The sequence below is a fragment of the Acinetobacter sp. SAAs474 genome (assembly GCF_032823475.1).
Classification (GTDB): Bacteria; Pseudomonadota; Gammaproteobacteria; order Pseudomonadales; family Moraxellaceae; genus Acinetobacter.
Window position 1 is genome coordinate 788,135 of the sequence record NZ_CP127915.1, and the last position, 25,095, is coordinate 813,229.

At 39.4% G+C, this 25,095-nt stretch carries 21 protein-coding genes; 16 read left to right on the plus strand and 5 right to left on the minus strand.

The genetic code is table 11. The features are described from left to right. Positions 1 to 153: 153 nt before the first annotated feature. Positions 154 to 2,838, minus strand: a complete 2,685-nt coding sequence (gene ppc / locus QSG86_RS04690; protein WP_317030423.1) for a phosphoenolpyruvate carboxylase — start codon at positions 2,836 to 2,838, stop codon at positions 154 to 156. Positions 2,839 to 3,556: 718 nt separating this feature from the next. Between ppc and QSG86_RS04695 the strand changes: the two genes are divergently transcribed. Then, positions 3,557 to 3,934, plus strand: a complete 378-nt coding sequence (locus tag QSG86_RS04695) for a hypothetical protein (protein WP_317030424.1) — start codon at positions 3,557 to 3,559, stop codon at positions 3,932 to 3,934. A 105-nt stretch (positions 3,935 to 4,039) separates the two neighbouring features. After that, a complete protein-coding gene (gene dnaJ / locus QSG86_RS04700; RefSeq protein ID WP_317030425.1) occupies positions 4,040 to 5,146 on the plus strand; it encodes a molecular chaperone DnaJ in 1,107 nt (368 codons plus the stop codon). A 74-nt stretch (positions 5,147 to 5,220) separates the two neighbouring features. Here the strand turns inward: dnaJ and dapB are convergent, their stop codons facing one another. From dapB to QSG86_RS04720, 4 genes are all read right to left on the minus strand, one after another. Then, positions 5,221 to 6,030: a 4-hydroxy-tetrahydrodipicolinate reductase gene (gene dapB, locus QSG86_RS04705; protein ID WP_317030426.1), complete on the minus strand. Its 810-nt coding sequence runs from the start codon at positions 6,028 to 6,030 to the stop codon at positions 5,221 to 5,223. Between the two features lie 83 nt (positions 6,031 to 6,113). Then, positions 6,114 to 8,291, minus strand: coding sequence for a polysaccharide biosynthesis tyrosine autokinase (locus QSG86_RS04710; RefSeq protein WP_317030427.1), 2,178 nt, complete (start codon positions 8,289 to 8,291; stop codon positions 6,114 to 6,116). A gap of 17 nt (positions 8,292 to 8,308) precedes the next feature. Beyond that, positions 8,309 to 8,737, minus strand: coding sequence for a low molecular weight protein-tyrosine-phosphatase (locus tag QSG86_RS04715; protein WP_317030428.1), 429 nt, complete (start codon positions 8,735 to 8,737; stop codon positions 8,309 to 8,311). Further along, positions 8,737 to 9,837, minus strand: coding sequence for a polysaccharide biosynthesis/export family protein (locus QSG86_RS04720; RefSeq protein WP_317030429.1), 1,101 nt, complete (start codon positions 9,835 to 9,837; stop codon positions 8,737 to 8,739). The genes QSG86_RS04715 and QSG86_RS04720 overlap by 1 nt, the downstream gene beginning before the upstream one ends. Before the next feature lie 285 nt (positions 9,838 to 10,122). Here QSG86_RS04720 and QSG86_RS04725 point away from each other — a divergent pair, with 285 nt between their 5' ends. The 14 genes from QSG86_RS04725 (at position 10,123) to QSG86_RS04790 (ending at position 25,094) form a co-directional block, all read left to right on the plus strand. Continuing rightward, on the plus strand, positions 10,123 to 10,884 hold the full coding sequence (locus QSG86_RS04725) for a DUF4184 family protein (RefSeq protein WP_317030430.1): 762 nt from the start codon (positions 10,123 to 10,125) through the stop codon (positions 10,882 to 10,884). Between the two features lie 219 nt (positions 10,885 to 11,103). Continuing rightward, positions 11,104 to 12,381: a Vi polysaccharide biosynthesis UDP-N-acetylglucosamine C-6 dehydrogenase TviB gene (gene tviB / locus QSG86_RS04730; protein WP_317030431.1), complete on the plus strand. Its 1,278-nt coding sequence runs from the start codon at positions 11,104 to 11,106 to the stop codon at positions 12,379 to 12,381. A 32-nt stretch (positions 12,382 to 12,413) separates the two neighbouring features. Beyond that, positions 12,414 to 13,439 (plus strand): NAD-dependent epimerase/dehydratase family protein, encoded by a 1,026-nt coding sequence (locus tag QSG86_RS04735; RefSeq protein ID WP_317030432.1) that lies wholly within the window; start codon positions 12,414 to 12,416, stop codon positions 13,437 to 13,439. Further along, complete coding sequence (locus tag QSG86_RS04740; RefSeq protein ID WP_317033358.1) at positions 13,436 to 14,608, plus strand: oligosaccharide flippase family protein; 1,173 nt, start codon at positions 13,436 to 13,438, stop codon at positions 14,606 to 14,608. Before QSG86_RS04735 ends, QSG86_RS04740 begins: the two co-directional genes overlap by 4 nt. Continuing rightward, positions 14,605 to 15,192, plus strand: a complete 588-nt coding sequence (locus QSG86_RS04745; protein ID WP_317030434.1) for an acyltransferase — start codon at positions 14,605 to 14,607, stop codon at positions 15,190 to 15,192. Before QSG86_RS04740 ends, QSG86_RS04745 begins: the two co-directional genes overlap by 4 nt. A 177-nt stretch (positions 15,193 to 15,369) precedes the next feature. After that, positions 15,370 to 15,915: an acyltransferase gene (locus tag QSG86_RS04750; protein WP_317030435.1), complete on the plus strand. Its 546-nt coding sequence runs from the start codon at positions 15,370 to 15,372 to the stop codon at positions 15,913 to 15,915. A 21-nt stretch (positions 15,916 to 15,936) separates the two neighbouring features. After that, positions 15,937 to 17,064, plus strand: a complete 1,128-nt coding sequence (locus QSG86_RS04755; protein ID WP_317030436.1) for a glycosyltransferase — start codon at positions 15,937 to 15,939, stop codon at positions 17,062 to 17,064. Beyond that, positions 17,054 to 18,151, plus strand: coding sequence for a glycosyltransferase (locus QSG86_RS04760; RefSeq protein WP_317030437.1), 1,098 nt, complete (start codon positions 17,054 to 17,056; stop codon positions 18,149 to 18,151). The genes QSG86_RS04755 and QSG86_RS04760 overlap by 11 nt, the downstream gene beginning before the upstream one ends. Then, complete coding sequence (locus QSG86_RS04765; RefSeq protein WP_317030438.1) at positions 18,148 to 19,287, plus strand: glycosyltransferase family 4 protein; 1,140 nt, start codon at positions 18,148 to 18,150, stop codon at positions 19,285 to 19,287. The genes QSG86_RS04760 and QSG86_RS04765 overlap by 4 nt, the downstream gene beginning before the upstream one ends. After that, positions 19,287 to 19,895: a sugar transferase gene (locus QSG86_RS04770; RefSeq protein WP_317030439.1), complete on the plus strand. Its 609-nt coding sequence runs from the start codon at positions 19,287 to 19,289 to the stop codon at positions 19,893 to 19,895. Before QSG86_RS04765 ends, QSG86_RS04770 begins: the two co-directional genes overlap by 1 nt. Further along, a complete protein-coding gene (locus tag QSG86_RS04775) occupies positions 19,888 to 20,544 on the plus strand; it encodes a NeuD/PglB/VioB family sugar acetyltransferase (RefSeq protein ID WP_317030440.1) in 657 nt (218 codons plus the stop codon). The genes QSG86_RS04770 and QSG86_RS04775 overlap by 8 nt, the downstream gene beginning before the upstream one ends. A gap of 22 nt (positions 20,545 to 20,566) precedes the next feature. Continuing rightward, entirely contained in the window at positions 20,567 to 21,736 is a 1,170-nt protein-coding gene (locus QSG86_RS04780; RefSeq protein WP_317030441.1) for a DegT/DnrJ/EryC1/StrS aminotransferase family protein, read from the plus strand. A 67-nt stretch (positions 21,737 to 21,803) separates the two neighbouring features. Then, on the plus strand, positions 21,804 to 23,669 hold the full coding sequence (locus QSG86_RS04785) for a polysaccharide biosynthesis protein (RefSeq protein WP_410487444.1): 1,866 nt from the start codon (positions 21,804 to 21,806) through the stop codon (positions 23,667 to 23,669). Positions 23,670 to 23,804: 135 nt separating this feature from the next. Beyond that, positions 23,805 to 25,094: a polysaccharide biosynthesis protein gene (locus QSG86_RS04790; protein ID WP_317030442.1), complete on the plus strand. Its 1,290-nt coding sequence runs from the start codon at positions 23,805 to 23,807 to the stop codon at positions 25,092 to 25,094. Position 25,095: the final 1 nt, after the last annotated feature.

Sequence of the window (25,095 nt, forward strand, 5' to 3'; positions counted from 1 at the left end):
ATGTTCTCTTAACTTGGTGAATTCAGATCAATTTTTAAAATATGATCAGCCTAAACATGATTTTATCGAGCGAGTGCCAAACTGATCATAGTGATTAAAATGTGTTGAATAAAGAAGCAGATCATCGCGATCTGCTTCTACAGTCATGATCAATTAGCCTGTATTGCGAAGTCCTGCTGCAATTCCGGTAATACTCACCATCAGTGCATGATCAATCGGTGTATGTTCAGACTGTTGTGTTGCAATATAGGCACGACGACGTTTCATTAATTCAGCTTGTAGCAGATGTAAGGGGAGTAAATAAGGTTTACGCACTTTCATCGACTGATCGAGTACATCATTACTACTCAATAGTTTTGATTCACCTTTTAATAGCAATAAGGTGTCTACCGCATTTTTTAGGCGTTGACGTAACTCTGCACCTAAAATTTTTAAATGTTCATCATCCGTTAAATGTGATTCATAATACAGTGCAATATGTGCATCTGATTTGGACAGCACCATTTCCAGCATATCAATTAAGGTTTGGAAATATGGCCATTCCAGCAACATTTGATCAAGAATTACTTTTTGATCATCTGCAATCATTTGATGCAGTGCAGTTCCTGTACCGAGCCATGCAGGTAACATCAGACGAATTTGAGTCCAAGCAAAAACCCAAGGGATAGCACGTAGTGATTCAATTCCACCACTGACTTTACGTTTTGCAGGACGTGATCCTAGTGGTAACATTTGTAATTCAAGCTCAGGTGTTACTGTTCTTAGATATTTTACAAAATGTGGATTTTCACGTACGGTTTGACGATAAACCTGTACCGAACGATTGGTCATCAAATTCATCAAATGACGCCATTCTGCTTTAGGCACAGGTGGAGGAAGCAGCGTCGCCTCTAACGTTGCTGCAGTATAGACTTCCAGATTTTGCAGTGCCACACCCTCTAAGCCAAATTTAAAACGAATCATTTCACCTTGTTCAGTGACACGAATTGCGCCAGAAATTGAACCTGGAGGTTGTGAAAAAAGAGCTTGCTGTGTCGGTGCACCACCGCGACTGATTGAACCACCACGGCCATGGAATAAGGTCAGTTGTACCTGATGTTGCTGAGCGATTGCGGTTAATTCTTCTTGTGCTCGATATTGTGCCCAGTTGGCGGACATAAACCCAGCATCTTTTGCCGAATCTGAATAGCCAATCATCACTTCATGTTTACCTTGAATATGCTGTTTATACCAATGCATATTAAATAAGGTATTCATGGTGTCTGCCGCACCATCTAAATCTTTGAGGGTTTCAAATAAGGGAACGACTCTTAAAGGATGCTGAATACCCGCTTCTTTTTGTAATAATAATACAGCTAAAATATCACTTGGATATTCAGCCATCGAAATAATATAGGCACCTAAGCATTCTTGAGGCTGTTGTGCCAATGTGCGCATAGTGGCAAAAACTTCTTGTACATCTGGATGTTCAATCAGACTTTGCTGTGGCTCTTGCAAAAACTTAGGTAATAAAGGGCGTTTGCTTTGTAACTCTTGTAATAAAAAGTTTTGACGTGCTTGTTCAGTCCATGTTTCAAAATTGCCCAGACCCAAATATTCAGTAATTGCTGAAATAGCCTGACGATGACGTCCAGACTCTTGACGAATATCCAGTTTTAACAGTTCGATACCAAAACAATTCACACGATGAATAAAGTCGAGCAATTTGCCATTGGCGATTTCTGCCAGATTCGATTCTACCAACGAGCGATAACACAGTTGTAACGGTTGTAATAGTTCATCTTTACTGTGAATAATACCTGTTGCATCGGCTTGTCGACCAGCCAGTTTTTCTGCCAGCCAGTGACGAGTTGCTTTTAATTGTTCACGGGTATGGCGTAAATATTCACGATAAGGTTCAGCATGTTGATAGCCTAATGTTTGTTGTAGCTCTGCAGAACATTGTGATATGGACAGTTCCCAGCGTAGTGCTTCAATATCACGTAAATAGAGATCGGCAGCCTTCCAGCGCGATAACCACAGTACTTCTTGTGTGACTTGATGAGTTACGTTTGGATTGCCATCACGGTCTCCTCCCATCCAAGAAGCAAAACGTATTGGTGAAATATTCAGGGGTAAATGTTGTTGGCAGTGATGATGAACCAGTTCATCCAATTCACGCATAAATTTAGGAATCGCATTCCATAGCGTTTGTTCGATGGTGGTAAAACCCCATTTTGCCTCATCAATCGGTGTTGGACGGTGCTGGCGAATTTCATCGGTCTGCCATGCAGAACAGATGAGTTGTTTGAGATCATCAAGGATTGCTTGACGTTCACGTGGCGTTAGTTTTTGTTGATCTAATTTAAATAAACAGTCATTAATACCATCATATTTTTGAATCAATGTTCTACGACTGACTTCTGTAGGATGTGCGGTAAGTACGAGCTCGATCTTTAATTCACAAATTTGTTGATATAGTGCTGTTGTGGAAATTTGTTGTGTTTTAAATTTTTCAAATAAATGATCGAGTGGATTTGGTGATGGAGAATGAGGATCAAATTCACGTTGTCGACGACTGCGAACGACATGGTATTGTTCGGCAATATTGGCAAAGTTTAAAAAATGGCTAAATGCACGCGTGAGTGGCAAAATTTCTTCATCGTTTAAACTCGATAATAAGGTCGCCAATTGTTGTTCTGCTTCAGCTTGACCATCTCTGGCACCTTTAGATAAAGCACGAATTTGCTCTACTTGATTAAACAAATCTTGTCCGACTTGTTCCTTGAGTATTTCTCCTAATAAATTCCCAAGTAAACGTACGTCTTCGCGTAAAGGGGCATCAATTTGTTGAATCATTTATCATTCTCCTTACATTCTTTATTTGACTATACTCTGAAATAATGACAATCCAAGTGACCTCCAGACAAAAGTAGCAGTGAATAAACCGCTAAATTCAAGCACTGTTATAGCATGGAAATATCAAAAAACTGGCCGATATTGATATTTTTATTTATTGAATTATCTTTTTAAAATAGAAACGGCTATTCATGCGATTACTGGGTTAACTATGATAAGTATATTCAATCAGTATAGCGCAAAAAGACAAAATAATCGTACTTTACACGACAAGTTAATGACGAATAAATAGATATTAATAGTTGATTTTTATGTAATCTTTTAAATGATGAGATCTGTTATTGGTGTTGGGTATCGCCCAGTCAATTGCGCTTAAATGATTTAAGCTGAAATATCATCTACAAGATGCTATTGCATTGCTTACAGCAAGGGGCAATCGCGCTTTATTTTTGGTATTGTCATGATCACCATACACCATTGTTCCAGCATTCAACAGCAGAGCGTTGAGCAGCATGATTTTTTGAGTGGTATCAGTTTATTTTAAGTTAAAAAAAACAACAATATTAATTCTGGATTATGCTAAAATAGGGTGCTAAATGTTTAAAATTTAAATATAGTTGCACGCTATATAACATTCAAATTTTAAATAATTCTTTTATGATCGAAGTCATGCCATCAAATATAATACAACAGTATGGCAATCGGGGTTGAGCTAAACATGGATACAGATAACCTAAAAAAATATCGTCGTTCGATTATGATCGCCTATATCTGTATGTTTCTTGCTTTATTTACCTTTCTTTTTAGTTTGTTTGCCTATCTATTTGCACGAAAAGTTGCCTTGGCCAGTGATGCGGAAGTCTGGTTACAAGCACAAGCGCTTTGGTTGATGCGCAGTTCGATTATTTATTTTATCTGTATGATTTTCGCTGCACTGTGGTTTGTACCGTTGTATTTTTATTATTGGGATACCTATATTTGGGTAACCACATGCACTGTGATCGGTGTGGTGTTTACAGTCGTCGCATTTCTTTATTTATTAAATGCATGGATTAAAGGTATTTCAAAATTTGTCAAGAATAAAGCTGTTTATTGACGGTTGAAAATTTTTTTCTGTGATTGCTCTTGTAAAATACAGTTATACCCCAACGTTACCCAACAGTAAATATTGAATGAATTTCCGTGAGGAGCATCGCCAGACATGGCTAAACGTGATTATTATGAGGTTTTAGGTGTTTCTAAAACAGCTAGTGATGATGAGATTAAAAAAGCCTACCGTAAGTTGGCGATGAAATATCATCCAGACCGCAATCCAGACAGTGCAGAAGCAGAAGATAAGTTTAAAGAAGCTTCAGAAGCCTATGAAGTATTGTCTGACAGCGAAAAGCGCAGTATGTATGACCGTATGGGACATCAAGCTTTTGAAGGCGGTATGGGCGGTGGCGGCTTCGGCGGTTTTAGTGCTGAAGACGTATTTAGCCAATTCGGTGATATTTTCGGTAATGCATTTGGTGGCGGACGAGCACAGCAACGTGCACGTCGTGGATCTGACTTACGTTATGTGATGGAATTGACCCTAGAAGAAGCAGTACAAGGGGTTAAAAAAACCATTACCTTTACTGCACCAGCACCATGTGACGTGTGTGATGGTAAAGGATCAAAAAATCCAAATGATGTTGAAACCTGTAAAACCTGTCATGGTGCAGGTCAGGTTCGTATGCAACAAGGTTTCTTCTCTGTGCAGCAAACCTGTAGCACCTGTCGTGGACAAGGTAAAATTATTAAGAATCCTTGTCAGAGTTGTCATGGTTCAGGTGTTTCTGATCGTCAACAAACACTTGAAGTCACTATCCCTGCAGGGGTTGATAATGGTGACCGTGTCCGTTTATCGGGTAAGGGTGAAGCAATTCGTGATGGTCAGGCCGGAGATTTATACGTTGAAGTCGTGGTTCGTGAGCACGAAGTGTTTCAACGTGATGGTGCCGACCTGTATATGGATGTGCCAATCAGCATTGCAGATGCAGCATTGGGTAAAGAAATTGAAATTCCAACACTGGAAGGGCGTGTAAGTTTAAAAGTGCCTGAAGGTACACAAACCGGTAAATTATTCCGTTTACGTGGTAAAGGGGTTAAGCCGGTACGGACCAGTATGACCGGTGATTTATTGTGTCGTATTGTGGTTGAAACACCGGTACATTTAACATCACGTCAGCGTGAATTACTGCAAGAATTACAAGCAACGCTTGATGGTGCTGATAGTAAATCATCACCAAAGAAAAAATCTTTCTTTGATCGTTTATTTGATTGATCACGCCATAATTAAAAAAATCGCCCAACTGGGCGATTTTTTTTAAATCCATGACTGATCAATCGATAAAATCATTAATGCAGACCCAGTACATCTTTCATGTCGTAGTGCTGTGCTGGACGACCCGCTACCCAAGCTGCTGCACGAACTGCACCTGCGGCAAAGTTCATGCGATTGGTTGCTTTGTGGGTAATTTCAATACGTTCACCTTCACCAATAAACATGGCAGTATGCTCACCAACAATATCACCACCACGAATGGTTTGAAAACCAATCGTTTTACGCTCACGTGCTCCAGTTTGCCCTTCACGACAATAGACGGCATCTTGTTTTAGATCTCGTCCTAAGGTGTGTGCAATGGCTTCACCCATCATGAGTGCGGTACCTGATGGTGCATCCACTTTATGACGATGATGTGCTTCAATAATTTCAATATCGACGGAGTCTGCAAACACTTGTGCTGCCAATTCTAATAATTTAATCGAGACATTGACGCCGATGGAGTAATTGGCTGCATAGACAATTGGAATTTCCGTTGCAGCATCTAATAGATAGGCCTTTTGCTCATCATTCATCCCTGTAGTACCAATCACCATTGCAACACCTGCTTGACGGCACAGTTTGATATGTTCAATGGTCGCTGCTGGTGCAGTAAAGTCAATGATTACATCACACGCGTCAAGCAATGCTGCCAAGTCATCACTGATCAGGGTATTTAATTTACCAATTCCTGCCAACTCACCGGCATCGCTACCAATAAGACTACTATCTGGTCGTTCAATGGCTGCACTAAGTTGATAGTGTGCTTGATGAACAGCTTGTATCAGGATACGGCCCATACGGCCACCTGCGCCTAAAATACCAATGCGTGGAGTTGTTGACATAAAGTTTTCCTAACAAGATAACAAAACAAGGCTAATCATATTGCATATTAGCCCATTTTGCGTAGATATCAATCAATGCAATTTTACTGATCTTTATGACTGGTATATTTGTAATTATATTGATAAGCATAGCGTGCAGAATGCTGGGTAATATTATTTAAAATAAATCCATCTACATTGCTACCGACTTGAGTAAAGCGACTTAATGATAATTTAATTTCTTTTAACTCGGTTTTGCCATAGCTGATCACCATAAGGTTGGTACCGGCATGTTTGGCAATAATACTGGCATCGGTCACCGCAAGTATAGGTGGGGTATCAACAATAATATAGTCATACTGTGCTGAAAGTTGTTCAAAAATTTCGGCAAATTTCTCTGAATGTAGCAGTTCTGTTGGATTTTTTGGATAAGGACCAGAGGTAATAATATCAAATTGATTCACTGCAGTTGGGCGAATCACATCCTGAAGCGAACGCTCACCCAGTAAGTAAGAGCTTAAACCAAGACTATTGTCGAGATTACAATATTTATAGAGATAACTACGACGCATATCGGCATCGATTAATAAAATACGTTTATTATTCTGTGCCAGAATGGTCGATAAGTTAATTGAAACAAAAGATTTACCAATCCCTGGTGCAGGTGCTGAAATTGAAATGACATTATTTTTGGCACTATGGGTAGTAAAATATAATGCTGTACGCATACTACGTAAACTTTCAATCGAGATATCTTCACTATCATGCACCGCCAAAATCGGCAAGCTTTTTTTCTTTTTAAGCAGTTTAGAAAATTTAAATTGAACAGGTGAATGCGGGATTGTGGCATAGACCGGTAAACTAAATTCAGTTTCCAGCTGTTCAGTATCTTTAATTCCAGAGCGCATCATATTGCGTAACAGTGCCAACAAGGTACCGATAAAGCCACCTAAAAACAGTGCTAATACCAGAATACTGAGTTTTTTCGGTTTAATTGGTTTTAATGGATTGACTGCATTATCGACAATACGAATATTGCCAATTTCACCTGCTTTGGCAATACGTAATTGTTGATAAGAATTGAGTAAATTGGTATAGAGTTGATTTTTAACTTCAACTTCGCGGTAGAGTTGTAGATAACGACGTTGTAAGTCAGGGAGCTGTTTAAGGGTTTGCTCAAGTTTGGCCTGTTTTTCATTGATGCTGGCCAATTGTGCTGTCATTTGCTGCATCACTGGATGGTCGGCAGTATATTTGGCGCCTGCCTCAGCAACTTCTTGTTCTAAATTGGCTTTCTGTGTTTCAAGTGCAACACTTTGACTTAAATATAGCTCAGATTCTTTGTTGATATCGACAGTATTGTATTGTTCACGGAAATAGTTAAATTGACGTTCTGCCTGATCGAGCTGAGCCTTGAGCTCGGGTAATTGTTCATCAAGAAAATTTAAAGTTTGGGAGGTTTCCGCCGAACTTCTTTCAATATTTTGTTGATGATAGGCCACTAAAATGGCATTTAAAACCTGACGAATATGGGCTGGATTTCTGCCTTCATAATTTAAACTTAAAATACCCGTCAGTTTGCCTTTTTCTGCTACGGAGAAATTGCTTGAAATTCGATCGACTGCAGCCGGTAAAGAGAGTTTTCTAATGATATAACTTTGATCGAAGGAATCTTGGCTATAGATTGCCAGCTCAATCACGCCATCCGGTGTGCTAATTCGACCGGGTTGATTGAGTGAGATTTCCCCGAGGACTTGCTCGGTTTTCTGATCCGCGACCTGTATTTTGCCTTGATTAAACGTGAGTAGCAGTGGCTGATTTTCTAAGGCCGGTGATACACTAAATTTTCGAATTTGAAAGCTTTTATTGTTATCAGAAAAGTTAATCAGCTTTTGGCTATATTCAGTTTGATAGTCATGTGGACTAAATAAACGATATAATACAGAGTTTTGGGTACCGGAAATCACGGTGTCCAAATTTAAGCGTTGAATGGCATTACCGAGCACCAAACGCGATTTTAAAATTTCAATTTCGGCTTGGGCGGGCTGTTTTTGGTCAATCACACTGGATAAATCACCCAGTAAAGCAGATGAGGCATTTTTACCTTCGCTGACCTGTACCAAGGCATTGACCTGATAGGTTTCAGGTGTAACTCGAAGATACAATAAGGCACAAACCAGACTGAGTAAAATACAGAGTGAAATTAGTTTCCACTGCGCAATCAGGGAAAAGAATAACGCTTTTAAGTCAATTGTATCTTCAGTATTTGTATTTGCGCTCATAGTCATCTATTCAAAAGTTAAATGTATTTTTTCCAGTCTGCGACACAAGCTTTAATCAGTGCGCAAGTCTCATCAAAAACGCTTTGCTCGTGTTGATAAGGATCAGCAATATTTTTATTTTGCCAGTGGCCCAGGCGAAATACTTTGCCTTTGGCATAAGGCCAGTTTTGTTCAAGCTGTTTTTGCTGACTGGAACTCATCACCAAAATAAGATCAGCCTGTTTTACCAGTTGATCGTTAATTTGCTGTGCAATATGTGGTTCGAGGTTGATTGAAAACTGCTGCATCGCCAACAATGCTTTAGGGTCGGCAGGGTGGCCAGCTAGGCTGCCCAGACCTGCAGAACAGATCTGCCGCTCAGGATAATCATGCTTTAAAAAATATTCGGCCATAGGGCTGCGACAAATATTACCAATACAGACCACAAGAATATTTTTAAAATTCATTATTCACCTATACGGCCAAAGTTATACAGGGCATTAGAGAATGGAATCACCTGATTAACAACACGTTGCCAGCGTGTTAAGCCTGTAGAGTCAACATAAACAATATCGTTACTACGTACTTTAAACTGGTTCGCCAAACCAAAATCACCAATATTGCTCAGGTCTAAATGATAAATTTCGGTGATAGGGCTTTGTTGATTGCTACGGACCACAAAAATACGGCTATTACTTGCCGATAACGGGTTAATCCCTAAGCTTTCCCCCAATACATCGCTTAAGGTCATGCCTTGATCGCGCAGGACTAAGGCTTGATTTTTACCTGCTTCACCCATGATATAGATTTTTTGATTTTCACGTGCATTGACATAAATGGTGTCATTGGGCTGGATCAGCAGTTGATGTAAAGAATAGCCTGCTTTTTCAAGTGCAAGGGTATTTAACTGATAGTTTCTACCATTACGGACCAACACAATTGCCGCATTATTGCCCAGTTGGGCATTGACGCCACCAGCTAAACCCAAGGCGCTATACAGGCTGATTGGTTGATCGGTTAGGGCGTATTGACCGGCTTTTAGGACATTGCCCTGTACTGAAAAATGTTTGCCCTGATAAGATAATACACGTACCACCACGTCAGGAGTTTTTAAATAACGTGACAATTGCTGACGTAATTCCTGATTAATCTGTGTCAGTGATTTGCCTGCCGCATGGTAACGGCCAATCATCGGAAACTGGATATAACCCTGTTGGTCAATTTGATAACCATTGGACTGTACGCTGGTTTCATTACTAATAGCACTGGTTGGCGGTGTGATTTCAGGATAGGCCCATAAATAAATGGACAAGATATCACCAGCACTTAATTTATAGGTTTTATTTTTCTGGATAAATAATGGGGCATAATCATTTAAATTTTCTTCTGCAGCTTGGGAGGCAAATAAAGATTCTTGCGTCAAGCGAACCACATTAACTGGTGTACCCAACTCGGTTTGGTACAGTCCTTCACGTGGTAGATTATAGGTTTGAAAACCAGAAATAACAGAGCACCCACTTAGTGCTAAAGTGAATGCAAATATAGAACTAAACTTATAATAATTCACTGCACTGCCTGTAGTTAAATTAAATGGTATCGTTAAACGCTGGGCGATATAATATCTGATTTAGGCGATTAAATCATTATCAAAAAATATTATTTTAATGATTTTAATTTGGTTGATTTAACTATGCTATATAAATAGTAATATCTAGGTAAAATTTCTAATCAATATGTAACGTTAATCACAACAATGGATTAACAATATATGCTGGATATGATTTAACAATAAAGCGAAATATAGTTTATTGATTAATATGTTATAATCTATAAAAGTATCATGTGATTACTTATGCCATTTACACTTTCTCATGCGATTTTGGCCCCGCCAATTGCCAAAATGACTGGATATCGGCTGCCTGTAGCCGCATTGGCGATTGGTTGTATGACACCCGATCTTTATCGTTTGTTGATTCGTGCAGGGCATGATGATGGTTATTTGGCACATTATTGGAGCGCATTATTATATCCGAGTTTATGTGTGGGGATGGGTTTTACTGTACTGTGGTATTTAATATATCGTCCCGTTATATACCGTTTTATTGGTATTGAACATGCGATACCCTTGCGGCATTTAAAAAGCTGGATTCAATTTAGTATAGCCAGTTGTTTGGCATTATTGATTGGAATTTGTAGTCATATTCTCTGGGATGGTTTAACCCATGCAGATTTTAGAACGCTTTTCTTTAAAAACTTTCTGGCACAGAATATCCGTTTATTTGATATGGTTTTTCCTTTACACCGTATATTGCAAGTATCAACCTCGGTGATTAGCTTGCCAATTTTGCTGTGGATGCTATGGGCTTATTATCAGCGTTATAAAACGCCATATCCAATAGCGCTGTATATCCGCTGTTTAGGCTGGGGCTTGGTATTGATAACGATATTAAGTGGCTGGTTGGCCATGCACTATTATCTTGAAGCGATTCCCTCTCGGCTTTGGCAAGACAATCTCTATAGTATCATTGGGATGTGCTTTAATGAGTTTAGTCAGACTGCACTGTGGGTGTTTACACTTGGCTGTATGATTTGGCGTCTGTTCATCAAAGATTGAAATAGACAACACTGCATAAAAGTCCTTTTCTAGATAAATGTCAGGATGATTCAATTAAAATTCCAATCATTGAATCACCTCATTCAAATGGCATTTTCTGTTATATTAGTCCTTGCTTAACTGCTGCTATTTTATCTGGCTTAGTATTGATATTTTCCAACCTGAATAGGTTGGAGCAACTGTAATCTGTAGAGATTAAACTATTCATAAGGTTCTAACATGCGTCAACTTTCTGATCTCAACATCGCTATTATTGGATTGGGATATGTGGGTCTACCTTTGGCCGTTGAGTTTGGGCAGAAGGTACCGGTATTAGGTTTTGATATTCATCAAAAACGTATTGATGAGCTGCGATCAGGTCAGGACCATACTTTGGAAGTTTCATCGAAAGAACTCGCAGCAGCAACATATCTGAGCTATAGCGCAGATGTAGCAGATTTAAAACGCTGTAATTTTTTTATTGTGACAGTTCCCACACCGATTGATGCCTTTAAACAGCCTGATTTGACACCATTGATTCAAGCTTCAACCACGATTGGTCAGGTGTTAAAGCCTGGTGATATTGTGGTGTATGAATCTACCGTCTATCCGGGTGCGACCGAAGAGGTGTGTATTCCGGTATTAGAGCAATATTCGGGCTTAAGTTTTAATCAAGATTTCTATGCAGGCTATAGCCCAGAACGGATTAATCCCGGTGATAAATTGCACCGTGTTAAAAATATTTTAAAAATTACCTCTGGATCAACTGCTGAAGTTGCTGATTTTGTTGATCAGGTCTATAACCTAATTATTGAAGCTGGAACCCATAAGGCAGCCAGTATTAAAGTGGCTGAAGCGGCAAAAGTGATTGAAAACACCCAGCGTGATGTCAATATTGCACTGATTAATGAATTGGCCCTGATTTTTAATAAAATGGGTATTGATACTGAGGCTGTGTTGGCTGCTGCTGGAACCAAATGGAACTTTTTACCATTTCGTCCTGGTTTGGTGGGTGGGCATTGCATTGGTGTAGATCCTTATTATTTAACCTATAAAGCACAGGCAATTGGTTATCATCCTGAAATTATTCTAGCCGGTCGTCGTTTAAATGATGCCATGGGAAGCTATGTCGTGACCCAACTGGTTAAAAGTATGATTAAGAAAAAAATTCAGGTTGAAGGTGCCAAAGTATTGGTATTGGGCTTAAGCTTTAAAGAAAATTGTCCTGATATTCGCAATACTAAAGTTATTGATATTATTAAAGAGCTTCAAGAATATCACATTGATGTTGATGTTTATGATCCTTGGGTCGATGCCAGTGCAGCACAGCATGAATATGGCCTCACCATGATCGAAGAGCTCGATGATGGATTATATGATGCGATAATTTTGGCAGTCGCACATCAGCAATTTGTGGCGCTAGGAGCAGCAGCGATTCGTGCTTTGGGTAAAGCGCAGCATGTTTTATATGATTTAAAATATATTTTAGCTCAAACTGAGTCTGATCTTCGTTTGTAGTTTGAAATCAGCTTTGCTAAGGAATACATCACATGAATCAATTTGACGCCACATGTTTAGAATTACAACGTGCCCCTAAAACATGGTTAGTTACAGGGGTCGCTGGTTTTATTGGTTCTAATTTATTAGAAACCTTATTAAAGCTTGATCAAAACGTGATTGGACTGGATAACTTTGCCACCGGCCATCAAGCTAATCTAGATGAAGTGCAATCCTTGGTGAGCGCAGCGCAGTGGGCGCGATTTCGCTTTGATCAAGGTGATATCCGTAATTTAGCAGATTGTCAAACAGCTTGTAAGGGTGTGGATTATGTGTTGCATCAGGCAGCTCTGGGTTCAGTACCGCGTTCGATTGCAGATCCAATTACCACCAATCAAACCAATATCGATGGTTTTTTAAATATGTTGACGGCAGCTCGTGATGCAGGAGTGAAAAGTTTTACCTATGCAGCCAGCAGCTCAACCTATGGCGATCATCCTGCATTGCCCAAAGTAGAAGAAAATATTGGCAAACCGTTATCCCCTTATGCCGTCACCAAATACGTCAATGAGTTATATGCAGATGTTTTTGCAAAAACTTATGGTTTTAAGGCGATTGGTTTACGTTATTTTAATGTATTTGGTCAACGTCAAGATCCCAATGGTGCATATGCCGCAGTTATTCCAAAATGGACTGCAGCCATGATTGCTGGCGAAGACGTATTTATCAATGGTGATGGTGAAACCAGCCGTGATTTTTGTTTTATCGACAATACTGTACAGGCCAATCTCTTGGCGGCAACCACGCTCAATGATGATGCTAAAAATCAGGTGTATAATGTTGCAGTTGGCGATCGCACTACACTAAATGATCTTTTTTATGCGATTCAACAGGCTTTGGCTGCCAATCAGGTTGATTATTTAAAAGCACCGCTATATCGCGAATTCCGTGCAGGTGATGTACGTCACTCTCAAGCCAGTATCGCTAAAATTCAGCAAACTCTGGGTTATGCGCCACAATTTCCGATTGCGCAAGGGATTCAGGTCGCGATGCAATGGTATGTTAAAAACTTAACATGATTCAGCGGCTGGTCGTAAAATATAAATCGATTGGGCTGATTAGCCTCAGTCTATTGGTTGGTGCGATGATGACATTTATCGCACTGCCTTTTCTAACCCGATTATATTCAGTCGCTGATTTTGGTGAGTATGGTATTGCATTGGCGATCGTGAGTGTATTGTCAACTGTAGCCAACTTGCGTTTAGATCAGGCACTCTTAATTGCAGATCATGCGGATCAAAAAAGTTTAATTTTCGAAAGCTGTATTTTTTCGGTTATCTTCTGTATGGCCAGTGCCATCATATTAAGCTTTTTCTTTAATCTATCGATTGTTTGTGCCGTATTTTTGGGCATATTGTCCAATAGTCTGATTCAAGCAGTATATAACTATCAATTTTCTCATCAAGCAGAGCTATTTTGTGCGGGCTTAAACCTACTAAGAAGTGTGTTGGTAATTGCCGTACAATTGTGTTTACCTATATTGATGTCGATTACATTGGTGATGAGCTATGCAGTGAGTGCTTTCTTGATCACGCTGTTGCTGCTGTTTTATATTCAGTTTAAACGGCTCTATCAAGTGAGTTGGCATAGTTTTAAACACTATCAAGATTTTATTTTTGCCAATACGCCACATGCATTATTAAATAGTTTCTCGCATAATCTGCCTTATTATGTGGTGTCACATTTTATGGGCTATCAGGCGGTAGGGTATTATTCGATTGTTGAACGTACCTTACGTGTTCCGATTAATTTAATGTCGCAAACGTTACGTCAGTTTTTTATTCGAAAATTTAAAGATAATATTTCGAGTAAGATTGCACTTAAAAACAGTATCGCCCTCAGTATCATATCATTGCCTTTTTTTGCACTTTTTTTACTGATTCCAGAATCGTGGTATTTAATGGTATTTGGTCAAGAGTGGACGGGTATTCAGGTTTATTTTCAAATACTGGCTTTAGGCTACTGGGCCGTTTTTTGTAATCCACCGAGTTCGGCCTATTTAATTGCGAAACGTCAAAGCAGTCGCTTATTTAAATTGCAAATAATTGAATTACTGATTAAATTAATATTATTTGCCATACTTTATTACAGTATGGAAAATAAAATGTATATGCTGATAGCTGTACCTATTGCACTGATTTTTTATAATTTTGCCATTTTATATCGGGTCGGGAGAGATCATCGATGATTTTTTTTAGCGCATTAAGATGGTGGCAGCGATGTACAGCACTCTATCGAAAAGTGATCTATAACTTAGCGTTTTCTACACGATTTCAATATTTTGGTCATGGCACACAACTCGATATTCGTGGTCAGGTAAATATCGGTAAAAATGTCTATATTGGTGATCATGTGACCTTGATTGTCGAAAAAGGCGCAGTCTTTACCTTGGGTGATCATAGTTTTATTGGTGAACATTGTTATATTAAATGCTTTGGTGGAACTGTTGAGATTGGCCATGATGTGAGTATTAATTCCAAGTCATTTTTAAATGGCTGTGGTGGCTTAAGTATTGGTCATAATACTCGAATCGGTACACAAAGTATTTTAATTGCCAGTAACCATAAGTTTGATGATCCCAATGTTTTGGTGAAAGATCATATTACCAAACAGGGAATTCGCATTGGTGAAAATGTATGGTTTGGTGCACGTGTAACTGTATTGGATGGTGTTGATATTGCAGATAATATTGTGGTTGGCGCATGTTCACTGGTCAGTAAACATTTAACAGATACAGGTGTTTATGTGGGTATTCCAGCCAAAAAGCGATAAATAGCATGAAAACAATCACTTGGTTAAAAATAAAATCTGGATATTGATTCAGTCGCATCATAGCGTATCTGAATGCTTTATTTTCAGTTAAAATAGACTTTGCTTTTATACAGACCGATCAATCAACGGTCTGTTCATCCTTCTTCACGTGACGTGATGCTGTGCAAGGTTCCCATCATGAAATTTATAGCTGCTATTGTACGTCAAATACTGGATTTGATTTATTTCGTACTTAAGGGAAGTGTGGCCTATGCACGTAAAAAAGGCGTGGTAGTGGGTGAGCGTTGTCGTATTTATATTCGCACTTGGGGTTCAGAACCCTTTTTAATCCGACTGGGAGATGATGTCACTGTCACTTCTGGTGTCAAGTTTATTACCCATGATGGCAGTACTTGTTTGATTAAAGATCAGCAAGGTAGACGTTATCAACGTTTTGCCCCCATTTGTGTTGGTTCGCATGTATTTATCGGGGTAAACAGTATTATTATGCCGGGCGTGACCATTGGATCATATGTAGTCATTGGTGCGGGTTCTGTTGTCACTAAAGATATTCCGGATCATACTGTTGCCATCGGTGTACCGGCCAAAGTGGTTTCCAGTTTTGCTGATTATGAAGCAAAAATAAAAGCGACTTGCGTCAGTGATAGTGAGTTAATGGCATTTACCAACTATCGTCAACGCGTCCAGCAGGCGATACAAATGCAAAACCAAAAACAATCTTAATTTCTTTCTTTAGGTCTTGTTATGCTCAATAAAGTCATGTTCTTTTTACCAACACTTGGGGGTGGTGGTGCAGAACGTACCGTGATTCAATTGGCCAATAGTTTTGCTGAACAAGGTCTGGAGATTGATCTGGCTGTATGTAGTCTACGCGCTGATCAAGGTAAATTATTGCCTGAGGTGAGTCCGAAAATCAGCTTGATTGATTTTGATTGTGGCCGAGTGATGAATGCCATATTGCCACTAAAACATTATTTGCAGCAACAGCATTATGATGCTGTGATTGCGACCCAGACACATAGTAATATTATTTGTGCAATTGCAAAAAAACTGGCTCGGGTCAAGACACGATTAATATTTCGTGAAGTCTCTACACCGTCTAAAAACATGCCACAACGTGGTGTAGCACGCTTGATTTTAAAAGGTATGGTTAATCTTACCTACCCTTGGGCAGATCATGTGGTCTGTGTTTCTCAAGGTGTCGAGGCCGATTTTCGTCAATATTATAACTATCAATATGCAAATCTACAGACTATTTATAATCCGGTGCTGGATGAACAGTATTTTGCCAAACTAGCAGCACCTGTACAGCATTGTTTTTTTAATGATCAACATCATGTCATCATGGCTGTGGGGCGTCTCACGGCTGCCAAAAACTTTGCATTTTTAATTCGTGCCTTTGCTACTTTATATCAGCAGTATCCCGATATCCGATTAATCATTTTGGGGGAGGGTGAGCTACGTACAGAGCTGGAGCAGTTAATTGTTGAATTAAATGTGGTTGATGTGGTTGACTTGGCAGGATTTGATCCCAATCCCTATGCCTATTTTAAATATGCCGACTTATTTGTGTTGAGTTCAAACTGGGAAGGTTTACCCGGGGTGCTGATTCAAGCCTTGGCGGCAAAGATTAAAGTGGTCAGTACCAATTGTCCTAGCGGACCAAGCGAAATTTTACAACAGGCAAAATTTGGTTTATTGGTTGAATGCAATGATGTGGTGGCTTTGGTGGCAGCAATGCAATCGGCATTATTTGAGCATGATCTAGATTATGATCCAACCGAGTTTGAGCAACATTGTCAGCAATTTCATAAAACCACCGTATTACAGCATTATCGCCAAATGATGGAGTCTCAGCATCATGTCGAATAAACCGGTTTTGGTCCATGTGATTACCAATTTTGCGGGTATTGGTGGGGCTGAAATGATGCTCAGCCGTTTAATTACCGCGACTGAAGATCAGTATCAGCATGTGATCATTGCCTTGATGAATATTTCTGATGTTTATGCCCAGACTTTGGCACGTTGTCAGGCATATTATGCCTTACATTGGAATGGGCTAAATACGGTAAAAGTATTATATCAATTGCGTCAACTCCTTAAGCAACTGGCACCGCAAACGGTACAATGCTGGATGTATCATGCCAATGTGATGACCAGTTTAAGTGTATTGGGATTACGTCAAAAACCAGCCGTTGTTTGGGGGATTCACCATTCATTGGCAGCACCGCAACAAGAGTCGATCAGTACCAAGCTAGCGCTGTATTTAAGTCGGTTGTTGACCACACAATGTCATGCGATTATTTATTGCGCTCATTCTGCTTTGACTCAGCATCAGGACTTTGGTTTGCAGCATACACAAGCGCATGTGATTGCCAATGGAATTAATCTAGATCAGTTTCAGCCGCATATGGCATTACAGCAACCTTGCGTGATTGGTTTTGCTGGTAATTATCGGCCAGCAAAAGGCTATGATTATTTATTTGCCACCATTGCACAACTCAAAGATCAACCGATTGTGTTTAAAATTGCCGGTCAAGGGGCCGATTTAAACCATCCGGAAATTCGTCACTATTTTGAGCAATATCAACTGAGTGAAGGGCAAGTGCAACTCTGTGGCCAAGTGTCAGATATGCCAGCATTTTATCAATCTGTAGATGTATTTTTAATGACATCGATTACAGAAGGCTTTCCCAATGTTTTGGTTGAAGCCATGGCATCTGGTTTACCGTGTATCAGTACGGATGTCGGTGATGCTGCTTATATTGTGCAAAATATCGGTGAAATTGTTGCACCACGTGATGTTCAGGGATTGGTACAGGCGATTTTAAATTATCTACAGTTATCGACCAGTGAAAAACTACAACTTAAACAGGCTGCGCGGCAGCGGGTGACAGGTCATTTTTCGATTGAATCGGTCAGTCAGCAATATCTTGATGTCTGGAGCAAGAGTCAATGAAATTTCTAATGATCAGTAGCTATTTACCGTCTGTACTCAATTTTCGAGGTAAATTACTGGCAGCCATTCAAAGCAAAGGCTTTGAGATCCATATTATTGCACCAGATTTAGCTGAATTTCCTGATCAATTACGGCAGTTACAGCAACTGGGCTATCATGTCCATGCTATTAATATGCAACGTACTGGGACCAATCCGATTCAGGATCTAAAAACATGTTTTGCACTGTGGCAATGTATTAAAAAAATTAAGCCAGATTATATGCTGGCCTATACCATTAAACCGGTTATTTATGGTGGCCTTGCTGCATGGTTGGCTAAAGTACCGCAGCGTTTTGCCTTAATTACGGGTCTTGGTTATGCCTTCCAAAATGTGGACAGTGCAGCACCAACTGCTTTGCAAAAATTGGTTTATCATCTATATGCACAGGCATTAAAACATGCCACTCGGGTATTTTTTCAAAATCCAGATGATTTGGCTTTATTTCAACGGCTAAATTTATTAGCAGCACATACTGCTACGGCTGTGGTCAATGGTTCGGGAGTCAATGTTCGCGAGTTTGATGTGGTGGCTTTACCCTGTCAGCCAACAGGGCAGCCCAAAGCGGTCTTTTTAATGATTGCACGTTTGCTTGGTGATAAAGGTGTTCGTGAATACGCTCAGGCAGCCCGCCGTATTAAAGCACATTATCCTGATGCCGAATTTCATCTGGTTGGCTGGATTGACGATAATCCAGCAGCAATTGAGGCAAGCGAATTAGACAGTTGGATCAGTGAAAATATCTTGCACTATTGGGGGAAACTCAGTGATGTTAAACCTGCAATTGCTGCATGTTCGGTCTATGTTTTACCTTCCTATCGTGAGGGGACACCACGGACCGTATTAGAGGCGATGGCGATGGGACGTGCCATTATTACCACCGATGCACCGGGGTGTCGTGAAACTGTCATTGACGGTAAAAATGGTTATCTGGTGGCGGTTAAATCTGTCGATGATCTGGTGGTTGCCATGCAATCCTTGATTGAAAATCCTATGTTAATTTCCAGCATGGGACAATGTTCCAGAGAAATTGCTTTAAATAAGTATGATGTTGAACAGGTCAATCAGCAGATGCTCGATAAAATGGGGATTCACTGATGTTAAAACGTATGTTGGATATTGTGATTGCATCTAGCGCTTTGCTGATTTTATCGCCTTTGTATGTCTGGGTGGCATATAAAGTGAAAAAAAACTTGGGATCTCCAGTACTTTTTCGTCAGCTACGTCCGGGGCTACATGGTCAACCTTTTGAAATGATTAAATTTCGCACCATGAAAGATGCGGTTGATGCACAAGGTGATCCATTGCCAGATGCGGCACGTTTAATACCTTTTGGTCGAATGCTTCGTGCCACCAGTCTGGATGAAATGCCAGAGCTCTGGAATGTGCTTAAAGGTGAAATGAGTATTGTTGGGCCACGGCCATTATTGATGGAGTATTTACCTTTATATAATCCAGAGCAGGCCAAGCGTCATCAAGTTCGTCCGGGAATGACCGGTTATGCACAGATTAATGGACGCAATGCTATTTCTTGGGAAGAAAAATTTCAACTCGATACTTGGTATGTCGAACACCAATCTTTATGGCTTGATGTTAAAATCATGTGTAAAACCGTCAAAAAAGTGTTGATGAAAGAAGATATTCATGCAGCAGGTGAGGTGACCATGTCTAAATTTACCGGTACAGTGGATCAAGATCATGACTAGACTGTATGCCGTCTATGGCGCTTCGGGGTGTGGACGCAGTCTGATGCCTGTAGCGCGTCAACAACTGGCACGTGAACAGCAGCACGCTGAAATTGTGTTTATTGATGATGGACTCAGCCAAATCAGTGATATCAATGGCCATCGTGCGATGAATTATGCCATGTTTCAGGCACAAACTGCCGATGAGAAATGGGTCTTGTTGGCGATTGCCAATAGTCAGATACGTGCGCAGTTGGCACAGCGTTTGGTTGCTGATGATATTCGGCTGTGGTCAGTATTTGCAGATAACATGCTGTGTATGGATCAAACGGAGATTGCTGCAGGCGCAGCGATCAGCCCTTTTGTCACGCTTGCCTCAAATGTGAAAATTGGTCAATGTTTTCATGCCAATTTATATAGTTATGTCGAGCATGATTGTGTGATTGGGGATTTTGTCACCTTTGCACCTGGCGTAAAATGTAATGGCAATATTCATATTCATGATCATGCCTATATCGGTGCTGGTGCCATCATTAAACAGGGTACACCCGCTCAACCTTTGATTATTGGTGCTGGTGCTGTGGTGGGTATGGGAGCGATTGTGACTAAAAGTGTACCTGCTGGTGTAACTGTGGTGGGTAATCCTGCTCGTATCATTGAGCCTAAATAGATTTTAACGCTGGAAAAATTTAATGTTAAATACTGCATTTGAACCATGGCCGAGTTTTACGCAAACTGAAGCTGACGCGGTATCCAAGGTGCTATTGTCCAATCAGGTGAACTATTGGACAGGACAGCACTGTCGTGAATTTGAAAAAGAATTTGCCCAGTTTGTCGGTACGAAATTTGCGATTGCACTCTCAAATGGTACTGTTGCATTAGATTTGGCCCTGCATGCTTTAGGGATTGGCGCAGGTGATGAGGTGATTGTCACTTCACGTACTTTCTTGGCATCAGCAAGTTCGATTGTCAATGCGGGTGCTGCACCTGTATTTGCTGATGTTGAGCTTGATTCACAAAATATTTCACGCCGTAGCATCGAAGCCGTATTAACGCCCAAAACCAAGGCCATTATTTGTGTGCATTTGGCTGGCTGGATGTGCGATATGGATCCAATTATGGCATTGGCCAAAGAAAAAGGCCTATATGTGATTGAAGATTGTGCACAAGCACATGGTGCTCAATATAAAGGTCGTGCTGCAGGTTCGATTGGTCATGTTGCGGCATGGTCATTCTGCCAAGATAAAATTATGACCACAGGGGGCGAAGGAGGAATGGTCACCACCAACGATGAAGCCTTGTGGAAAAGCATGTGGTCTTATAAGGATCATGGTAAAAATTACGACAGTGTTTATCACACTCAGCATCCAGCAGGTTTTCGCTGGTTACATGATTCCTTTGGTACCAACTGGCGGATGATGGAAATGCAAGCCGTGATTGGCCGGATTCAACTGACTCATATGCCACAGTGGACTGCACAGCGTCAGCACAATGCACAGCGTATTCTGGCTGCTTTTCAACCGCATGCTTTATTTCAGGTCAATCAGCCTGATGCAGATTATGTCCATGCCTATTATAAATGTTATGTACAGGTGGATGTGGATGCATTACCTCAAGGGTGGTCTCGTGATCGCATTATGCATGACATCAATGCACTGGGTGTGCCGTGTTTCAGTGGTTCATGTTCTGAAGTGTATTTAGAAAAAGCATTTGATGCCACACCATGGCGGCCAAAACAGCGTTTAGTCAATGCCAAGCAGTTGGGTGAGAATAGTTTGATGTTTTTAGTCCATCCAACCTTATCTGAGGCCAGTATTCAGAAAACAGTTGCAGTAATTCAGCAGGTCATTGGTCAAATTTAATGGCTAATCGCGTATAATCGTCCGATATTGATCTCCCCCTCATCTTGATTGACTTCTCGAGCCTTTAGTGAAAGATACTATTCGATATTTTGCATCGCTGTCACGTCGTAAAAAACAGATGTTTTGGGTGCTGATGGATCTCTGTGCTTTGCCGATAATGCTATGGCTGGTCTATGCCATTCGTCTGGCAAAACCCGATGTAGCCGTGATGCAGGGGATTGATTTTTGGTATCTGTATGTCGGGGTGATTGGGGTTGTTATTTTTGCCTTTTTAGGGGTCTACCGCGCGATTGTACGCTCATTTAATGAAGATTATTTACTGCGTATTTTAATTGCCACCTTTATCCAGATTGTGGCTTTATATGCCATTAAAAAACTCAGTCTAGCCTTTATTCCAATGAGTATTCCATTGATGTATGGCTTTGTACTGTTTTCTTATATGTGGTGGAGTCGTGCCATTGTGCGTTATGTAACCTTACGTACATTTGCCAAAAAGCAACAACGCAAACGTGTAGCAATCTATGGCGCAGGTCTTGCGGGGCAACAGATTGCAGCAGCATTAAACCGTTCGGATGACTATTTACCGGTTTTTTTTATTGATGATAAAAAATCATTGCAAGGTCGTTCTTTAAGCGGCCTTAAAATTTATTCGGCTAAGCGTGCGCAGCATCAATTGGCTAAATTTGCCATCGAAGAAATTTTACTGGCCATGCCTTCGGTTGGGCGTATTCGTAAAAAAGAGTTGATTGAATCGTTTCAACAAAGCAATGTAAAAATCATGGAATTGCCTGGTGTGACCCAATTGGTCGATGGCCGCGTCCATGTCTCCGATATTCGTGAGGTCGATATTATTGATTTATTGGGCCGTGATCCTGTACCACCTAAAGTTGAACTGTTAGAAAAGAATATTCAACATAAAGTCGTGATGGTGACTGGTGCGGGGGGATCGATTGGTTCTGAATTATGCCGACAGATCGTAAAACATCAGCCGAAATGTTTAATATTATTTGAAATATCGGAATTTGCACTCTATTCGATTGATCGTGAACTACAAAATTCGACAATTCAGATTGTGCCTATTTTGGGCTCAGTGACACATCAAGCCAAATTAGAACGTGTGATTGCCGAATATCAGGTACAGACGGTATACCATGCTGCCGCATATAAACATGTGCCTTTGGTGGAAGCCAATCCTTTTGAAGGGATTTATAATACCTCGATTGGTACTGCACGTAGTGTCGATGCTGCGGTGAATAAGGGGGTGGAAACCTTTGTACTGATTTCAACCGATAAAGCCGTACGTCCCACTAATGTCATGGGGGCATCAAAACGTATGGCTGAACTCTATTGCCAAGGTTTAGCCGCGATCCATCCCAAAACCCAGATTAGTATTGTGCGTTTTGGTAATGTACTAGGATCATCCGGTTCCGTAGTACCGTTATTTAAACAGCAAATTGCACAAGGTGGCCCGATTACGGTCACTGATCCTGAAGTAACCCGTTATTTTATGACCATTCCAGAAGCAGCTCAATTGGTCATTCAGGCAGGTGCAATGGGAACAGGCGGTGATGTATTTTTACTGGATATGGGGGAGCCGATAAAAATTGTCGATTTAGCTCAACAAATGATTCGTCTTAGTGGTTTAAAACCGATTAATGAAAAGGGCATTGGCGATATTGCAATCCAGTTTACCGGACTACGTCCAGGTGAAAAGTTATATGAAGAATTATTAATTGATGCTGAAAATGTGCAAAAAACAGCGCATGAACGAATTTTACGTTCTTATGAACATTTTTATATGTGGTCTGAAATAGATCAAATATTTCAAGATTTAAATCAATGTGTGGATAATAATAACTTAAATTGGGTATTTCATATTTTAGAAAAATATGTTGATGGTTATCAACCCAGCAAATTTTTAAAGATATTATGATATTTCTAAATAAAATATGAGACATATTATTTTATAGTGATTATACTATGCCGCTATAATCAATTCATTTATTTTATAGCCTATAAGGTGACTGTTTGATTTATTAAGTAAAACTTTAAAACCAGAGCTAGAGTCATGGACATTTTTTCTAAAAAAATCATGTCAAATTCCTTATGGATGATGCTTGAAAAGTTAGTTTCCATGATTGGACTAATTTTTGTCAATTCATATATGGCAAAATATGTAGGTCCTGAAAATTTTGGAAAAATTATTTTTGCTTCTAGTCTATTTATTTTTATCCAAAGTATTGCTTGGTTTGGAGCACAAAATGTTTATTTAAAACGTATGAGCGAAAATAAAATATCTGGTATGCGCTTAGCAAGTGCTAATCTAAATTTTAGACGAGCATTGTTTTTCATTAGTTCAACTATTTTACTTGTTTATTTATATTTATATAATGAATTTATTGTATTTTTATTTGCACTAGCTAGTTTTATTGCTTCTTATTATACTATTAGTGATATATTTTCTATTTATAATAATAGTCAATTAAAATCTGTTATTAATGCATTAACTAATATTTTTGGTTTAATTATTGCATTACTTGTTAGATTTTTTTTAGTTTATTATGAATTTCATCTTTATTATATGGTACTCCCAATTATACTGATTGTTGCCATTCCTTATCTATTAAGATGGTATATTTATAAAAAAGAAAATAGTCTCTTAATCTCTTTAACTATTAAAAAATCAAAAAAATATAATATTTATTTAATAAATACAGGAGGTGCTTTATTAATTTCATCTATATCCATTGTGGTTTATAATCAAGTTTCAAATATATTTTTAGCTCAATATTCTACTTATGCCGAACTTGGTATTTATAATATAGCTATGACTTTGGGTGGTGCTTGGGCATTTATTAATATTGCTTTAATTACCAGTTTATTCGCTAGAATTTATGCTGAAAAATCAGAAAAAAAATCTATTCAATTGTTTATTTTAACACATTATATTGTTGTTTTTGTTTCTTTTTTGGTCTATCTTTTTCTAAGGATTACTGGTGCTTGGTGGATTGAAATGCTTTATGGTTCTAAGTATCTAGATGCTGCAAAAATATTGGGATTAATTGTAATAGCTACAGCATTATCAAATATGGGAACTATTAATTATCGCTATATGATGAAATTAGGTGCCTATAAATATTTATCTATAAAAATGTTAATTATTAGTTTATTGAGTATACCAGTTTCATACTTTTTAATTATAAAATATGGCTTAGTTGGTGCGGCATATTGTTTTGTTTTAATTGAATTTTTTTCATTAACCATAGGGAATTATTTATTTAATAAAGGGGAGGTTTTTAAAATGCATTTAAAATTGCTACAACCCTATAAATTATATTTAATTTTTACTAGGAAATAGA

What these genes read in the sequence shown, in the direction of transcription:
- QSG86_RS04710 (WP_317030427.1), bottom strand. Translation starts at nt 8,291, where the DNA reads ATGAGCGCAAATACAAATACTGAAGATACAATTGACTTAAAAGCGTTA.
- QSG86_RS04780 (WP_317030441.1), top strand. Translation starts at nt 20,567, where the DNA reads ATGTTAAATACTGCATTTGAACCATGGCCGAGTTTTACGCAAACTGAA.
- QSG86_RS04735 (WP_317030432.1), top strand. Translation starts at nt 12,414, where the DNA reads ATGAATCAATTTGACGCCACATGTTTAGAATTACAACGTGCCCCTAAA.
- QSG86_RS04765 (WP_317030438.1), top strand. Translation starts at nt 18,148, where the DNA reads ATGAAATTTCTAATGATCAGTAGCTATTTACCGTCTGTACTCAATTTT.
- ppc (WP_317030423.1), bottom strand. Translation starts at nt 2,838, where the DNA reads ATGATTCAACAAATTGATGCCCCTTTACGCGAAGACGTACGTTTACTT.
- QSG86_RS04715 (WP_317030428.1), bottom strand. Translation starts at nt 8,737, where the DNA reads ATGAATTTTAAAAATATTCTTGTGGTCTGTATTGGTAATATTTGTCGC.
- QSG86_RS04770 (WP_317030439.1), top strand. Translation starts at nt 19,287, where the DNA reads ATGTTAAAACGTATGTTGGATATTGTGATTGCATCTAGCGCTTTGCTG.
- QSG86_RS04740 (WP_317033358.1), top strand. Translation starts at nt 13,436, where the DNA reads ATGATTCAGCGGCTGGTCGTAAAATATAAATCGATTGGGCTGATTAGC.
- QSG86_RS04755 (WP_317030436.1), top strand. Translation starts at nt 15,937, where the DNA reads ATGCTCAATAAAGTCATGTTCTTTTTACCAACACTTGGGGGTGGTGGT.
- QSG86_RS04790 (WP_317030442.1), top strand. Translation starts at nt 23,805, where the DNA reads ATGGACATTTTTTCTAAAAAAATCATGTCAAATTCCTTATGGATGATG.
- QSG86_RS04725 (WP_317030430.1), top strand. Translation starts at nt 10,123, where the DNA reads ATGCCATTTACACTTTCTCATGCGATTTTGGCCCCGCCAATTGCCAAA.
- tviB (WP_317030431.1), top strand. Translation starts at nt 11,104, where the DNA reads ATGCGTCAACTTTCTGATCTCAACATCGCTATTATTGGATTGGGATAT.
- dnaJ (WP_317030425.1), top strand. Translation starts at nt 4,040, where the DNA reads ATGGCTAAACGTGATTATTATGAGGTTTTAGGTGTTTCTAAAACAGCT.
- QSG86_RS04760 (WP_317030437.1), top strand. Translation starts at nt 17,054, where the DNA reads ATGTCGAATAAACCGGTTTTGGTCCATGTGATTACCAATTTTGCGGGT.
- QSG86_RS04745 (WP_317030434.1), top strand. Translation starts at nt 14,605, where the DNA reads ATGATTTTTTTTAGCGCATTAAGATGGTGGCAGCGATGTACAGCACTC.
- dapB (WP_317030426.1), bottom strand. Translation starts at nt 6,030, where the DNA reads ATGTCAACAACTCCACGCATTGGTATTTTAGGCGCAGGTGGCCGTATG.
- QSG86_RS04775 (WP_317030440.1), top strand. Translation starts at nt 19,888, where the DNA reads ATGACTAGACTGTATGCCGTCTATGGCGCTTCGGGGTGTGGACGCAGT.
- QSG86_RS04750 (WP_317030435.1), top strand. Translation starts at nt 15,370, where the DNA reads ATGAAATTTATAGCTGCTATTGTACGTCAAATACTGGATTTGATTTAT.
- QSG86_RS04695 (WP_317030424.1), top strand. Translation starts at nt 3,557, where the DNA reads ATGGATACAGATAACCTAAAAAAATATCGTCGTTCGATTATGATCGCC.